This is a genomic window from Pantoea sp. RG18, from assembly GCF_025910075.1.
GTDB lineage: Bacteria > Pseudomonadota > Gammaproteobacteria > Enterobacterales > Enterobacteriaceae > Pantoea > Pantoea agglomerans.
In genome coordinates, this window is record NZ_JAPCIL010000009.1 from 84,484 (window position 1) to 98,595 (window position 14,112).

General features: G+C 56.7%; 14 protein-coding genes and 3 tRNA genes. 8 read left to right on the forward strand and 9 right to left on the reverse strand.

Translation table 11 applies throughout. From position 1 onward, the window contains the following. Positions 1-13: 13 nt before the first annotated feature. On the reverse strand, positions 14-1,396 hold the full coding sequence (radA, locus tag OK409_RS11530; RefSeq protein WP_010253610.1) for a DNA repair protein RadA: 1,383 nt from the start codon (positions 1,394-1,396) through the stop codon (positions 14-16). 13 nt (positions 1,397-1,409) lie between these two features. Next, positions 1,410-2,387, reverse strand: a complete 978-nt coding sequence (gene serB, locus OK409_RS11535) for a phosphoserine phosphatase (protein WP_010253608.1) — start codon at positions 2,385-2,387, stop codon at positions 1,410-1,412. Between the two features lie 107 nt (positions 2,388-2,494). On the opposite strand from serB, the gene OK409_RS11540 reads away from it, so the two are divergent. Then, on the forward strand, positions 2,495-3,145 hold the full coding sequence (locus tag OK409_RS11540; protein WP_010253606.1) for a YtjB family periplasmic protein: 651 nt from the start codon (positions 2,495-2,497) through the stop codon (positions 3,143-3,145). Between the two features lie 664 nt (positions 3,146-3,809). Here the strand turns inward: OK409_RS11540 and yjjG are convergent. The 3 genes from yjjG to OK409_RS11555 are packed head-to-tail and all read right to left on the reverse strand — an operon-like array spanning position 3,810 to position 5,331. Continuing rightward, positions 3,810-4,490 (reverse strand): pyrimidine 5'-nucleotidase, encoded by a 681-nt coding sequence (gene yjjG, locus OK409_RS11545; protein ID WP_050680029.1) that lies wholly within the window; start codon positions 4,488-4,490, stop codon positions 3,810-3,812. A gap of 18 nt (positions 4,491-4,508) precedes the next feature. Next, on the reverse strand, positions 4,509-4,949 hold the full coding sequence (gene rimI, locus OK409_RS11550) for a ribosomal protein S18-alanine N-acetyltransferase (protein WP_010671713.1): 441 nt from the start codon (positions 4,947-4,949) through the stop codon (positions 4,509-4,511). Beyond that, positions 4,921-5,331 carry a DNA polymerase III subunit psi gene (locus OK409_RS11555; RefSeq protein WP_264367075.1) on the reverse strand — a complete coding sequence of 137 codons (411 nt, stop codon included), beginning with the start codon at positions 5,329-5,331 and terminating at the stop codon, positions 4,921-4,923. The genes rimI and OK409_RS11555 overlap by 29 nt, the downstream gene beginning before the upstream one ends. 106 nt (positions 5,332-5,437) lie before the next feature. On the opposite strand from OK409_RS11555, the gene rsmC reads away from it, so the two are divergent. The 4 genes from rsmC (at position 5,438) to OK409_RS11575 (ending at position 6,939) form a co-directional block, all read left to right on the forward strand. Then, positions 5,438-6,469, forward strand: coding sequence for a 16S rRNA (guanine(1207)-N(2))-methyltransferase RsmC (rsmC, locus tag OK409_RS11560; protein ID WP_010253598.1), 1,032 nt, complete (start codon positions 5,438-5,440; stop codon positions 6,467-6,469). Positions 6,470-6,620: 151 nt separating this feature from the next. Beyond that, positions 6,621-6,707 (forward strand) — tRNA-Leu (locus tag OK409_RS11565). A 30-nt stretch (positions 6,708-6,737) separates the two neighbouring features. After that, positions 6,738-6,824 (forward strand) — tRNA-Leu (locus tag OK409_RS11570). A 28-nt stretch (positions 6,825-6,852) separates the two neighbouring features. Continuing rightward, positions 6,853-6,939: transfer RNA gene (locus tag OK409_RS11575), tRNA-Leu, on the forward strand. 162 nt (positions 6,940-7,101) lie between these two features. Here OK409_RS11575 and OK409_RS11580 read toward each other — a convergent pair. After that, entirely contained in the window at positions 7,102-7,386 is a 285-nt protein-coding gene (locus tag OK409_RS11580) for a DUF1435 domain-containing protein (protein WP_010251467.1), read from the reverse strand. Between the two features lie 231 nt (positions 7,387-7,617). Between OK409_RS11580 and OK409_RS11585 the strand changes: the two genes are divergently transcribed. The 3 genes from OK409_RS11585 (at position 7,618) to OK409_RS11595 (ending at position 10,262) form a co-directional block, all read left to right on the forward strand. Next, positions 7,618-8,715 (forward strand): diguanylate cyclase, encoded by a 1,098-nt coding sequence (locus tag OK409_RS11585; RefSeq protein ID WP_064690539.1) that lies wholly within the window; start codon positions 7,618-7,620, stop codon positions 8,713-8,715. Between the two features lie 193 nt (positions 8,716-8,908). Further along, positions 8,909-9,703 (forward strand): siderophore-iron reductase FhuF, encoded by a 795-nt coding sequence (fhuF, locus tag OK409_RS11590; RefSeq protein ID WP_264367076.1) that lies wholly within the window; start codon positions 8,909-8,911, stop codon positions 9,701-9,703. Between the two features lie 94 nt (positions 9,704-9,797). Beyond that, positions 9,798-10,262, forward strand: coding sequence for a YbaK/EbsC family protein (locus tag OK409_RS11595; protein WP_010251476.1), 465 nt, complete (start codon positions 9,798-9,800; stop codon positions 10,260-10,262). 155 nt (positions 10,263-10,417) lie between these two features. Here the strand turns inward: OK409_RS11595 and OK409_RS11600 are convergent, their stop codons facing one another. From OK409_RS11600 to OK409_RS11610, 3 genes are all read right to left on the reverse strand, one after another. Beyond that, positions 10,418-11,404: a nucleoside hydrolase gene (locus OK409_RS11600; RefSeq protein WP_010251479.1), complete on the reverse strand. Its 987-nt coding sequence runs from the start codon at positions 11,402-11,404 to the stop codon at positions 10,418-10,420. A gap of 11 nt (positions 11,405-11,415) precedes the next feature. After that, positions 11,416-12,438: a LacI family DNA-binding transcriptional regulator gene (locus OK409_RS11605; RefSeq protein WP_264367077.1), complete on the reverse strand. Its 1,023-nt coding sequence runs from the start codon at positions 12,436-12,438 to the stop codon at positions 11,416-11,418. Positions 12,439-12,524: 86 nt separating this feature from the next. Beyond that, positions 12,525-13,913, reverse strand: a complete 1,389-nt coding sequence (locus OK409_RS11610; RefSeq protein ID WP_010251485.1) for an MFS transporter — start codon at positions 13,911-13,913, stop codon at positions 12,525-12,527. Positions 13,914-14,112 lie beyond the last annotated feature (199 nt).

Here is a 14,112-nt window from a genome sequence, read left to right on the forward strand (position 1 = left end):
GGCCGCAGGCGCGTTACAGATCGTCCAGAATCGCCAGCGCATCGGCCAGCTTCTTCGCGCTGAAAACCTGCATCCCGGCAATCGGTTTTTTCGGTGCATTCCCTGCCGGCACAATGGCGCGTTTGAAGCCATGCTTCGCCGCTTCAGCGATGCGCTCCTGACCGCTGGGCACCGGACGGATTTCACCCGCCAGTCCCACTTCGCCGAAGATCACCAGATCCTGCGGCAACGGACGATCGCGCAGGCTCGACACCATCGACAGCATCAGCGCCAGGTCTGCACTGGTTTCGGTGACTTTGACGCCGCCGACCACGTTAACGAACACATCCTGATCCGCCATCTGCAATCCGCCATGACGGTGCAGCACCGCCAGCAGAATCGCCAGGCGGTTCTGCTCCAGACCTACCGCCACGCGGCGTGGATTGCCCATCATCGAGTGATCGACCAGCGCCTGAATTTCCACCAGCAGCGGTCGCGTTCCTTCCCACAGCACCATCACCGAACTGCCCGAGGTGATCTCTTCGCCGCGCGACAGGAAAATAGCTGACGGGTTGCTGACTTCACGCATGCCCTGCTCGGTCATGGCAAACACACCCAGTTCATTAACCGCGCCGAAGCGGTTTTTATGACTGCGCAGGGTGCGGAAGCGGGAATCGGCATCGCCATCCAGCAGCACCGAACAGTCGATACAGTGTTCCAGCACTTTCGGTCCGGCCAGGGAACCATCTTTGGTGACGTGACCAACCATGATGATCGCCACACCGCGCGTCTTGGCGAAGCGCGTCAGGTAAGCGGCGGTTTCACGCACCTGGGCGACGCTGCCGGGCGAGGACTGGATCTCCGCCATGTGCATCACCTGGATCGAGTCGATCACCATCAGTTGCGGCTGCTCCTGTTCGGCGATCAGGCAGATCTGCTCAATGCTGGTTTCCGACAGCATATTCACATTTTCGGTGGGTAATCCCAGACGATGGGCGCGCATCGCCACCTGCTGCAGTGACTCTTCACCGGTGACATACAGGGTTTTCATCCCCTCTGACAACCGGCACATCACCTGCAGCAGCAGCGTGGATTTGCCTGCGCCGGGGCTGCCGCCAATCAGAATGGCGCTGCCCGGCACCACCCCGCCGCCCAGCACCCGGTCAAACTCTTTGAAGCTGGTCGAGAAGCGCGGTAACGCCTCCAGGCTGATTTCAGAGAGCTTCTGCACCCGGCTGGTGCCGGCGCTGCCGGCATAGCCACTCAGGCGCTCGTTACGCGCAGCCGCGGGCGAGGCGGCAATGCGCACCTCGGTGATGGTGTTCCAGGCGTGACAGGCGCTGCACTGCCCCTGCCAGCGTGGGTAATCTGCGCCACATTCGTTACAGACAAATGCGCGTTTTGCCGCTTTGGCCAAATCAATACCTCAGTTAACGCTCTTCGTGGATCAGGCTGCCGGTGAGGATGCAGAACACCCCCATTAAATCGGCATGGCGAATGGTGACCGCAGTCTGCTCATTCACCTTAGGTTTAGCATGGAACGCAATGCCCAGTGCTGAGGCTTTGATCATCAGCAGGTCATTGGCACCATCGCCGATCGCCACCGTCTGTTCCGGCGCGATGTCAAAACGCTGCGCCAGCTTCTTCAGGGTATCGGCTTTGTATTGTGCATCGACAATTGGTCCCAGCACGTTGCCGGTCAGTTTGCCGTCGCGAATTTCGAGCTCATTAGCGACCACCGCCGACAGATGCAGCTTGTCGCGCAGGTATTCGGCGTAGTAGGTAAAGCCGCCAGACGCGATGGCAACCTGCCAGCCCAGCGCCTGCAGCTTCTGAGTCAGGGTGGTTAAGCCTGGCATCAGCGGCAGGGCATCACGCACCTGTTTCAGAATATTGGCGTCCGCGCCCTGCAGCGTGGCCACGCGCTGACGCAGGCTGGCGGTGAAGTCGAGTTCGCCGCGCATCGCGCGTTCCGTGACTTCCGCCACCTGCTCGCCGCAGCCCGCCAGTTTTGCAATCTCATCGATGCACTCGATCTGAATCGCGGTGGAGTCCATATCCATCACCAGCAGGCCTGGCGTTTTGAGATGCGGAATTCTGCCCAGCGGCGCAACATCCAGGCCAGCGTCGTGCGCCAGCTTGCTGGCAAACGGCGTCAGCGATCCCGCCAGGCGAATCACCTGATACTCATCGACGTTCCAGGCGCTGACGATCACCATGGCGGCACCCAGCTGGTGCTGGTAATCGGTCAGCCGCTGCTTATCCAGCCCGCGACCATACAGCAGCCAGCCGGTACGGCCAGCGCGATAATCCAGCGGCATCACTTCATCACCGCTAAGAGAAAGGGGCAAACCCGGCCAGAGGGAGACATCGGCGGGAAGATCGCACCAGGTTAAACGATTTGGCATCAGAGCTCCTGTAGGGACAACAAAACCACGCAAGAGGCTACCTTGTCTGCGCCGCTTCTGGCAACATAATCTCCAGGCTTTCTGTTGTGATATGACCCGGATGATTAATGGCTAAAACCGCACTGAAATTTCGCTTACATCGTACCGTGATCGTTCTCATCTCGATGGCGCTGCTGGTCGTGCTGATGCAGGGCGCATCCTGGTTCAGTCTCGGCCATCAGGCGGCACGTTCAGAACAGGTCGAGGAGCTGGCGCATACGCTGACCAGCCAGGTGGCGTTCAGCCTTAAGCCGTTGATGGACAACAGTGAAAATAACCGGACTCAGATAGAAGCCATTCTTAATCAGATGACGGCTAACAGCCGTATTCTGGATGCATCGGTCTATGACGGCGACGGCAGCCTGGTGGCGCACAGTGGTGAAAACATCAATGTCCGCGATCGGCTGGCGCTCGACGGCCAGCGCGCGGGCAGCTATTTCAACCATCAGATTGTGCAGCCGCTGGCCGGAAACGAGGGTCCGCTGGGCTTTTTGCGCGTGACGCTGGATACCCACGTACTTGTCACCGACTCGCATCAGGTCGATAACACCACCAATATTCTGCGTCTGATGATGCTGCTGGCGCTGGCAATTGGCATTATTCTCTCACGCACCCTGCTGCGCCACCGCCGCACCCGCTGGCAGCAGTCGCCGTTCCTGCTCACCGCCAGCACCCCGGTGAAAGAGGATCGGGATGAGGACGACGAGAAGAAAGAGTAACGCTCCGGCTGCGGTAAAGATAAAACAAGAAAGGCCCGCACAACGGTAATGCTGGTCAGTTAAGATTAGATTTGTAAAGGCTGTCACGGTCAGACGTGGCAGCTTTTTTTATGGGCGAGCGAGCCTCAGTGCGGGCCAGCGCACCTCTGCTGCTGCCGGGCCGTCCTCGCGCCGCTCACGCGGTACCTTCGGCTTTGACGTCTTGCCGACGAACCGTTCGGGGATCGGCCCTCCCTGGCCGGCCCCGAACTGTCCACGCTTCCCGGCGTGGACTTCTGGCCCGCCGTCACGCCTCAGCGCTGCGGATAGCCCTTTCAGCAGCAGAGGCGCTCAGGCCTCCACTCTCGTGCCCTTTTTAACAATACACACTGAAGTTTCAGAGCAGGCCGGGGCCGGGCAGGGGCAGGCAATCCGCAGCGCTGAACAGAATGAGTCTGCCAGGAGAGCCCGCAGGACGCGGGCGAAAGGCGGGGCGGCACAGGATGTGCCATCCCCGGCGGTCCGTCAGGCAGAGGAATGAAGTGAAGGAACCGCGCAGCGGCGCGAGGACCGCCAGCCCCTGCCCGGCACCAGACTGCGTTATCACCTGTCGCTTAACTGACCAGCATTACCGCTGTGCGGGCCTTTTTTATGGGAAAGATGCTGATTTGCGAGGCGTCTTGCGTTAGCCGATGAGCAGCGCTTCCAGCTGGCCCAGTGATTTGACCTGCCAGGTGGGCTTAATATGTTCCGGCAATGGCCGGGTGCCATGATCGAGCCAGCAGGTTTTAATACCGGCATTCATGCCGCCCAGAATGTCTGACTCTGGCGTATCACCCACCATCAGCACCCGCTCACGATCCGGGTTGCCCATCAGATTCAGTGCGTAATCAAAAATCTCTGGCGCCGGTTTTGGCTGGCCGACCTGCTCGGAGATTACCAGCGCCGAGAAGTAATCACGGAAACCGGTGCGCTCCAGACGCGTCTGCTGCAGCGCAGTAAAACCGTTGGTGATGATGCCCATTTTCACCCGGCCATGCAGCTGATTCATCAGGCTGACCGCGCCCGGCAACGGCGTGCAGATCTCTCCCATTGCGCTGAGGAAGCCGCTGTTGAGGATCTCCGGCGCAACGCTGAGCTTTTCGCTCCAGTGGTTGAAACGCTGAGTCTGCAGCTGTAACGCGGAGATAGCACCGTTCTGATAATCGACCCACAGCGGCTTATTTATCGCCTGGTAATCGCTGTAATCCTGGTCGGTGAACTGCACGTCATAACCGGCGAACAGGCGCTGCAAACCGGCATAGGCGTCGAAATGAAAAAGGGTATCGTCGGCATCAAACAGGATGCAATCCCAGTTATCAATCATTAAAGCTCCTTAACACCGCTACGGCGTCAGTGCCATGAGAATGGCATCTTCACGGCCGCTGGCGGTGGGATAATAGTTGGGGCGACGACTGACCTGATTGAATCCAAGCTGCTCATAGAGCGCGATGGCGGGCAGGTTCGAGGCCCGCACTTCCAGCCACAGCGTCAGCACGTCGCGTTTGATCAACTCATCGATCAAATGCTGCAACAGCTGGCGGCCCAATCCCCGGCGCTGAAAAGCGGGATCGACCGCGATGTTAAACAGCGAGGCTTCGTCCAGTACCACCTGCGTAATCGCAAAGGCGGCCATTTGGCCGTCAACGTCGAGACGTAAATTGATAAAGCGCTCGCCCTGATTGCTGGCAAACGTCTTTTCACTCCAGGGAAACGCGTGACTACGACATTCAATGGCGAAGGCCTGCGCCAGATCGTCAGGGGTGAGTAAAGAGATGGCTGTCATGGTTACACATCTGTTGCCAGAGCGCGCGTTTGGCGACGCCGCTGCTGATCAGTTCATTGAAAGAGGCGCTGGTTAATGCCACGCCATTGAAAGTCTGTTCGCTCTCTACGCCGAGCAGCCAGCCCGCGCAGTTCAGCGTCTCCGGCAGCATTTGCAGCTGATCCGGTGTCACGGTCATTACCTGAGCGGGTTGCAGATTGAGGGCATGCAGCACATCGCGCATCAGCGGTTCATGCAAACCGGGGGGCGCGTCAGCGACAATAATTAACTGCGTGTCCGGTGCCAGCGTGACGGAAATTTCGCCCTGAAGCACGCGCGGGCGGCGCAGTTGGTACTGCGTAATTCCCATTTGCTGTAAAAGCCAGTCGCGCCTGGACGTCATGGTGTTACCTGTTCTGCTGCCTGAATGCGACGCTATGCTAGCAAACCCATCGAACATGCGCCAACAAACCACTATAATCCCCGCTCAGATCTTACAGGAGCCCTACATGTCTGCTTTTACCCCGGCCAGCGAAGTCATTCTGCGCCACAGTGATGAATTTACCGCCCGCCATGTTTTATTTGCTGGCGATCTGCAGGATGACCTGCCCGCTCAGCTGGAAACCGCCTCATCGCGCGTTCACACCCAGCAATATCATCACTGGCAAAACCTGAGCCGCCGTATGGGCGAACAGGCGCGTTACGGAATGGTTGCGCAGGCCGAAGATGTGCAGGGCTGCGATACCCTGGTCTACTTCTGGACCAAGAATAAGCCGGAAGTGCAGTTCCAGCTGCAGAACCTGCTGTCGCTGCTGCCGGTGGGCTGCGACGTGTTCGTGGTCGGTGAAAACCGCAGCGGCGTGCGCAGCGCCGAAGGCATGATGGAGTCGTGGGTGAAGCTGGAGAAGATCGACAGCGCGCGTCGCTGTGGTCTCTACCACGGTCGCCTCGACAAACAGCCTGAATTCGATGCCAGCACTTTTGGTCACCAGTATCAGCTTGATGGTCTGACGATTCATACCCTGCCTGGCGTCTTCAGCCGTGACGGTCTGGATAGCGGCAGCGCACTGCTGCTGTCGACCTTTACCCCGCACACCAAAGGTAAAGTGCTGGATATGGGCTGTGGCGCGGGCGTGATTGCCGCCTCGCTGCCTGCCCGTTCGCCTAAAGTGCGTCTGTGGCTGTGTGACGTGCACGCAGCGGCGATTGAAGCGAGTAAAGCGACGCTGGCCGCCAATGGCATCGAGGGCGAAGTCTTCGCCAGCAACGTCTTCTCTGACGTGACCGGTCGTTTCGACATGATTATCTCTAATCCGCCCTTCCATGAAGGCACTCAGACCAGCCTCGACGCCGCACAGGCGCTGATTCGTGGGGCGGTGAAGCACCTGAATACCGGCGGCGAACTGCGTATCGTTGCCAACACCTTCCTGCCCTACCCGCAGGCGCTGGATGAAGCCTTCGGCAGCCATGAAGTCATCGCGCAAACCGGCCGCTTTAAAGTTTACCGTGCCGTCTATGGTCGCGGTGCCAAAACGCGCTAAGGGTTTTTCCTGCCGTTAACTGCTTTGCCGGGCTGAAAACGTTGCTTTTTACAGCGATCGTTTCAGCCCGACGAAATAGTTGTTGACGCAAAGAGTAAAATCTCTAGAATGCGCCTCCGTGGTTGTAACATTCTCAAGGTGTTACGGGTATGCGAAGGTGGCGGAATTGGTAGACGCGCTAGCTTCAGGTGTTAGTGTCCTAACGGACGTGAGGGTTCAAGTCCCTCTCTTCGCACCAAAATCACAAGTTTCATATCGCGAGCACTGCGCGAAGGTGGCGGAATTGGTAGACGCGCTAGCTTCAGGTGTTAGTGTCTTAACGGACGTGAGGGTTCAAGTCCCTCTCTTCGCACCATTGCGGTGATATGAACAGACAACTCGATGCGAAGGTGGCGGAATTGGTAGACGCGCTAGCTTCAGGTGTTAGTGTCTTAACGGACGTGAGGGTTCAAGTCCCTCTCTTCGCACCAACGTTGTCATCTTCAGGCCTTTCCCGCTCATCTCTTCTGTTCCCTCTGCAGTTTCGTTTTACCCCCTGCTCGTTTTACCTTTTCCAGTTGTTCTGTTTTCCGGTCGCTTTACCTTTTCCAGCCGCTTTACCCCGTTCGCCGGTTTTAACCACTCCGCTTATGTTAATTCAGATGAAAATTCACAGAGACAGCCGCCAGTCCGCCCGCTAACGCCAGACAGGATGGCAGCAGCAGATAGTGACGCAGCCGCTGGTTAAACAGCATCACGACTGTCAGCAGCAGTGCAACCGTCATCACCATCCGCCACTGGCTGAAGCTTGGTTCCCATAAGGCGAACAGCGGCAGCGCAATGCACGGCAGCAACACGCCCCACGCACTATCCAGCTTTTTACCCAGCGCCCAACTGACTCCCCACAGGCCGCAGGCCGCGATAATCGCTATCCCCATGACACCAACCTCAAATGATAAGCATTCCCATTATCATATGACAGTTTTGCCTGCTCTGCAGCCTGTTTTTGTCACGCCCGGCAACGAAGATGACAGACCAGTTGGAAAATGCTAGATTGCGGCCGATAACACCTTTAATAACAACAACAGCAATAATTTGCTCATTGTCTGGCAGAACCTGGTTTTGCCGGCGTGCGCTTTTGTATTTCAGGGTCGTCACGAGTACTTATAATGAAATTACAATCTTATGAAGAACTGAAACAGAGTAAATACCGGCTTTCAGTGATGCTTTTCCTGTTTCTGAATATCGCCGTTTCGCTATTTCATCTGCTGCCAATAATGAGCAGTGAGCAAAGTGAGACGACCCTGCCGGTAATGAGTGTCGCGGCCTTTAGCGGCATTATGTTAATTTCCCTTTTAATATGGCCTAAAGTAAAACTTCCCCTGTTAAATCCTGTGGCGCTGCTGCTGGGAATGCTCTGGGCCTGGCATATTAATTATCGCTTTCATCAGGTGTTCTATTTTGATGGTGGCTTTCTTATTATCAGTTTGATTAGTGTGTTATTTATCAGTGCCATCGCCCTGAGCGACTATCTGGGGGCTTTTTGTCTGCATGTCACGCCACCGGTGCTCACCGTTTTATTGCTCGACAATGCGCAGCACCTGCCGCTGATCCTGCTGACCATTACGCTGCCGCTGATTGGTTTTTCACTACAGCATCTGATGCGCCGCCGTGCCGACAACTTTACTCTGCGCCTGATGCATCAGCTCTACGAAGAGAAAGAGACATTCAGCGACCTCAGCATGCTCGACCCGCTGACCGGGCTTTATAACCGTCGTGGTCTTAAGAACCGGCTCGATAATATTCTGGAAAACCATGCTGGCAGCCACTATGTGCTGCTGCTGGATATCGATCACTTTAAGTCCTATAACGACAATTACGGGCATGCGATGGGCGATCAGGCGCTGGCGCGGGTCTCTGTCGCAATTCGTGATGCGGTGCGTTCACGCGATGTTGTCACCCGCTATGGCGGCGAAGAGTTTCTGGTATTGATGACCAATGTGAACAGTTCCATCGCCATGAAACTGGCAGAGCGAATCCGTCAGTACGTGCTGGATTTAGAAATTCCTCATCTTTTCAATGAAACCGTTTCAACCCACGTCACCATCAGTGCCGGCATCGCGCCTATTTACGATAATGAATTTGACCTGGCGGTCGCCAATGCTGACAGCGCATTATATGTGGCTAAAAATCAGGGCCGGAATACCATTCTCGCCTGGGAGGATTTACCCCGAAAACAGCATCAGACCGCCAGTGAACATGCATAATTAAGCGTAACGCCATCGGTAATAACGGAGGCTTCGGCGCGATATGCCCGGCTCTCTGCTGCTCTGTCCGATCGGATAACTGACCTCAAACCCGCCGTTTTCCCACCCGCAACGACGATTTTTTACACGACTTGTAGAGTTAATCAATAACGATTATCATTTGCTTTCTTATCTACACTTTTCGCGAGTCGTCATGGCAACCGTTTCAGCTCAGGAACAGCGTTTTAACGCTCAGTCGATGATCTTCCGGCAGAATGACCGTCCACTGGCGGAAAGTCTGCATGAGCGGCTGCAACAACAGCGCAGCTATCTGCTTGAATCGACGAAGCTCAGCCAGCCTGCTCCGCGCGACACGCTGACACTCGCCGCCTGGTCACAATCAGAAGCCTTTACCCCAATTATTCAGCGCTACAGCGATTATCTCTATCGCGATCATCCTGATGCGGTTCGTGAAGCGAAACCGGTGCTGTCACTCTGGGCGCAATGGTATTTTGGTCTGCTGCTGCCCACACTGATCATGGCGCTGTTGCAGGAGTCGCGTGCGCTGGACTGCTCGCCAGAGCATATCCGCGTCGGTTTTCATGAGAATGGTCATCCGGCCACTTTCTGGATCGATGTCCAGGAAGATGAAGAAGCGCGCTACCTCAACCCTCAGCAGCGTATCGATCGGCTGATTCAGCAGCATCTGAGCCCGGTGGTCAATGGTATTACGCAGCATGGTGATATCAACGCCCGACTCATCTGGAACAATATGGGCTACTCATTCCAGTGGTTCCTGGGTGAACTGAAAAGCCAGATCGATGAGTCGCTGGTGCTGCAACTGGAGCAGGCGCTGTTCTTCAACCAGCGGCTGCTGGATGGCAGCGAAAACCCGCTCTACCGCACCATGATCCCACGTAATGGTGAACTGGTCCGTCGCAGCTGCTGCCAGCGTTATCGCATTCCCGATGTCGAACAATGCGGCAACTGCACCCTGAGCGGCAGCTAAACAGACTTAATTACGCTGAATTCTCCGTTTATCTCGTTTACAGGCACTGAGGCTTGTGGCAATTTTTACGCCTTCGATCAGCCTGGAGAGAAAGATGAGCCTGGAGTCCGTGCGCCAGTTCTTCGCCGAACACGCCCCTGAAATTGAAATTATTGAACTGGCCGAAAGCACTGCGACGGTCGGGATGGCTGCCCGCGCCCATGGCGTGACGCCAGGAGAGATTGCCAAAACCCTGTCACTGAAAGTGAAAAACGACGTGGTGCTGATTGTGACACGAGGTGATGCCCGGCTGGATAATCGCAAGCTGAAAGCGGCGCTGGGGGCGAAAGCGCGAATGCTGAGCGTGGACGAGGTGATTAACTGGACCGGCCATCCGGTAGGCGGCGTCTGTCCTTTCGGTCTTGAGAATCCGCTGACCGTTTACTGTGATGTTTCACTGCGCAGTTTCGAGGAAGTCCTGCCCGCCGCCGGCGCTATCCACAGCGCCGTCCGCATTACCCCACAGCTGATGGCTGAACTGACTAACGCCCGCTGGATCGACGTGTGCGAAGCAATGTAATGCCGGGTATCAGCTCACACAAGCCCTGCACCTTCTGCCCGCATCCTGATGCCGCTGACAAACTGACAGATACCGTCAGCGTTTGATGGCCACAGCGCCCTTCTGGAAACCGATCCGCCGCCGCCAGCACGCGGGCGAGTTAATCGCCCACGATATCAGGATTTCAGGCGCTTAAATGCCTGCTCAATAATCGACAACAGCAGCGTGTTATCGACACGATGCAGCACATGTACCGATGCGCCGCACTGCTCAGGCACGCCGACAGTGAGCCGAAGGGGCTGACGATAACGCCAGCTTTTGCCGCGCGTCGCACCGGGACGCAGTTCGATATCCACCCGGTAATCGATGCCTGAAGCGACCCGCTGATTCAGCAACCAGGCGACCACCAGCGCATCGTGGATCCAGCATCCCGCCAGCTGCCGGGTCGCCATCGAATAGTCGATCCACGGACGCAGCGTATCGCGCACAAATTCGGTCAGTGGATGATCGACGGCGGTCAGGCGGGTCAAATCCTGCTGGGTCAGCAGCGTCTGCGTGGTGACATCCATCGGAACCAGCGTTACTGCTGCACCACTGTGCAACACCTGATGGGCCGCTTCCGGATCCAGGCCAAAATTGGTGTCTTTGATATAATCATCCAGCGTAAAAACGCCGCCCATGATGACAATTTCCGCCACAGCGTCGGCCATGGCGGGATAGCGCTGCATTGCCAGCGCCACATTCGTCAGCGGGCCAATCGCCACCAGGGTAATCTCGCCCGGATTGTCGCAAATCAGTTTGCCGATAGCGTCAGCAGCATCAAACGCATCCGCCGCTATATCCGCTGGCTGACGCACGCCCTGCCACATCTTACCCAGCGCAAGCTGATTGACCCGGTTATCCAGCGTCTCGCGCCACGGCGCAGGATCTTCCTGTAGCGCCTGCGTAGCACCCTGGATTACCGGGATAGATAATCCCAGCCGGACGATCAGATCTTTGGCGACGCGCGCGCCAACTTCACATGGCGTGTTACCGGCCACGGTGGTGATCAATTCCAGCGACAGTGCAGGTGAAGCTAAGGCCAGCGCAATCGCCAGCCCATCATCGGTGTTGGCACCCGCGATACCGTTGCCGGGATCGCAGTCAATAATAATTCTTTTCATATTTTTATAGGCTAACTCTGGCTTTGCGGCTCACAGCCGCAGGATTCACCGATTTCAAGGTAGTGTGGAAACTCCTTTAATTGCGCTTCGCTCTGTCCCTCTTTCAGCATATGAATCGCAGAGCGAGCCATCTCACGCAGTGGCTGGCGCACGGTCGTTAATGTCGGGACGTGAAACGACGAGTGATTGGTACCGTTAAAACAGACCAGCGCCACATCCTGCGGCACACGAATCTGATGTTCGGAAAAGGCGCGAAGCGCGCCAATCGCCTGACCTTCGTTGCTGGTAAACAGCGCACGAGGCACACGACCCCGGGCGATCATGGTTTGTGCCGCAGCGTATCCGCCCTGTGGGGTGTAGCTGGCGGGAAACATCAGCGATTCATCAATCGGCAGCCCGCGATCCTGCATGGCATCACGCCAGCCCTGAATACGATCCTGCGCGTTAAGCATATCGACCGGGCCGCTGATTATGCCGACCTGCTGATAACCATGACTCAACAGATGTGCCGTCACCTGCCAGGCGGCCTGACGCTCATTGACCCGCAGCATGTTAACGCCCGGCTGAGGCTCAACCCGCTCCAGCATGACCAGTGGCGTACCGCTGGCTTTAATCAGGTCAATGTAAGGATGGCGATCGACGCTGTTGTAAAAGAGTCCATCGACCTGCCGATTCAGCAGTCCCTGAATTAACTCCAGTTCGCGCTTCCGGTCATCACCTGCATCACCCAGCAGCATAACGTGGCCGTGATTCATCGACTCCTGCAACAACACGTGCGCCATTGAGGCCACAAAAGGATTGCCGATGTTGGGCACCACCAATCCGAAGGTTTTGGTGTTACCGGATGCCAGTGCGCGTGCTGCCGCATTTGGCCGGTAACCGGTGGCTTTAATCGCCTCCAGTACCCGCTGACGGGTCGTCTCGGCAACCGGGCGAGGCCCGTTATTGATGACATAACTGACAACTGCCACTGAGGTGCCTGCCGCTTTCGCAACTTCACTTCGGGTCACTTTTCCCGTTAACGACTTAGGCACATCACGTTCCTCCATAAAAAAACAGGCCGCTTTACACGGCCTGCTGCTTTTCGCGCTATCCTGGCAGATGGCATCCTCAGGCAAAGCTAGATGGCATCTTCAGGCAGATTGAGATCCCGCCCTCGCGTTTCAGGCGCGACAAAGGTGGTAAAGAACCCAATTGCGGCCATCGCCGAGAAATAAACCGCAATCGGCCACCAGTGACCGGTATAAGAAAGCATAGCAGCGGCAATAAGTGGTGCGGTTCCGCCGGACAAAATGGAACCCAGTTCTTTAGCCACTGCCATTTTGGTGTAGCGATGATGAACGCCGAACATCTCCACGCCCCATGCCGCCTGCACACCAAAAATACCCAGCGACGCCAGCGCCATACCGACCACGATAACCGGGATCACCAGCATCGGTTCACGCGTGTCGAGCAGCGTAAAGGCGGGCCAGGCGTAGAACATCAGTAACAGACAGAACACGCGATAAACCACCCGGCGACCAAAGCGGTCAGAGAGCCAGCCCGCTAAAGGAATGATCAGGAAACCCAGCAATGACGCGAGGAACACCGCAGTGGTTGGTACGGACTTGTCGACCATCAGCACCTTTGCGACGTAACCGACGATGAAGCCCTGCGCCAGATAGGAGGGGCCATTTTCGCCGATACGCAGGCCAACCATGGTCCAGAAGGCACGGGTACGCTGGAAGAAAGGCCGCTGATCCACCACCGGAGCGGCCAGCACGCCTGCACGTTCCGCTTCCATCTCCGCTTTTCTGCGCTCAAACACCGGCGTTTCGCGCAGATGACGTCGAATCCACAAGGCAACCAGCGCAATCAGTGCACTGCTGAGGAACGGAATACGCCAGCCCCACTCCAGCAGGCTCTGCTGATCCATTTGTACCACCAGCAACCAGACCAGCGAAGCCAGCAGTGTGCCGCTGTTAGAACCCAGCGCGATCACGGAGGAGATCAGTCCGCGACGCTCTGTGGGCGCATATTCGCCCAGCATCACCGTGCCGCCCGATAACTCCGCGCCAGCGCCGAAACCCTGCGTAAAGCGCAGCAGAACCAGACAGGCAGGCGCCCAGACGCCAATAGAGGCATAGCTCGGGATTAAGCCGATCAACGTCGTGGAAGCGCCCATCAGAATGATGGTGGAGATCATCACCACCTTTCGGCCTTTGCGGTCACCGAGCCAGCCGAAAAAGAGTGCGCCGATAGGCCGGGCAACAAAGCCGACTGACCAGGTAGCAAAGCTGGAGAGCAGTGCCATGGCAGGGGTTGATTCCGGAAAGAAGACGTCGCCGAAGATAATACCGGCCGCCAGACCATAGAGCGCGAAATCCGCGTACTCCATTGCCGTTCCGAGCCAGCATGAGAAAGTGGCGCGCCAGAAATCTTTGCGGCCTGAAGGGGTGTTAAACCGCTCATCGGCGGCTGAAGTGGATGACAGTGATGCCTGCTGATTAACGGAGTTGTGTGCCGTCATAACCCTATCCCTGAATGAGTATGCAGATCGATAAACGCCCGTCCATGGGTCGATTCCCTGATAAAAGCGGAAATTCCCCGGTGACGACGTTCAGTTGACTAACCATGATGAAAGGTTAAAGGATTCCCTGGTGTTGGAATCTTGTTCTTCGCCCCATTTCGCCGGTGTATTTTTCACCGGTCGCTTAAACTGAGCGAAT

What these genes read in the sequence shown, in the direction of transcription:
- OK409_RS11600 (WP_010251479.1), bottom strand. Translation starts at nt 11,404, where the DNA reads ATGAAAAGAATTATTATTGACTGCGATCCCGGCAACGGTATCGCGGGT.
- OK409_RS11595 (WP_010251476.1), top strand. Translation starts at nt 9,798, where the DNA reads ATGAGCCTGGAGTCCGTGCGCCAGTTCTTCGCCGAACACGCCCCTGAA.
- rimI (WP_010671713.1), bottom strand. Translation starts at nt 4,949, where the DNA reads ATGACAGCCATCTCTTTACTCACCCCTGACGATCTGGCGCAGGCCTTC.
- fhuF (WP_264367076.1), top strand. Translation starts at nt 8,909, where the DNA reads ATGGCAACCGTTTCAGCTCAGGAACAGCGTTTTAACGCTCAGTCGATG.
- OK409_RS11555 (WP_264367075.1), bottom strand. Translation starts at nt 5,331, where the DNA reads ATGACGTCCAGGCGCGACTGGCTTTTACAGCAAATGGGAATTACGCAG.
- OK409_RS11585 (WP_064690539.1), top strand. Translation starts at nt 7,618, where the DNA reads ATGAAATTACAATCTTATGAAGAACTGAAACAGAGTAAATACCGGCTT.
- yjjG (WP_050680029.1), bottom strand. Translation starts at nt 4,490, where the DNA reads ATGATTGATAACTGGGATTGCATCCTGTTTGATGCCGACGATACCCTT.
- OK409_RS11580 (WP_010251467.1), bottom strand. Translation starts at nt 7,386, where the DNA reads ATGGGGATAGCGATTATCGCGGCCTGCGGCCTGTGGGGAGTCAGTTGG.
- OK409_RS11540 (WP_010253606.1), top strand. Translation starts at nt 2,495, where the DNA reads ATGGCTAAAACCGCACTGAAATTTCGCTTACATCGTACCGTGATCGTT.
- serB (WP_010253608.1), bottom strand. Translation starts at nt 2,387, where the DNA reads ATGCCAAATCGTTTAACCTGGTGCGATCTTCCCGCCGATGTCTCCCTC.
- rsmC (WP_010253598.1), top strand. Translation starts at nt 5,438, where the DNA reads ATGTCTGCTTTTACCCCGGCCAGCGAAGTCATTCTGCGCCACAGTGAT.
- OK409_RS11610 (WP_010251485.1), bottom strand. Translation starts at nt 13,913, where the DNA reads ATGACGGCACACAACTCCGTTAATCAGCAGGCATCACTGTCATCCACT.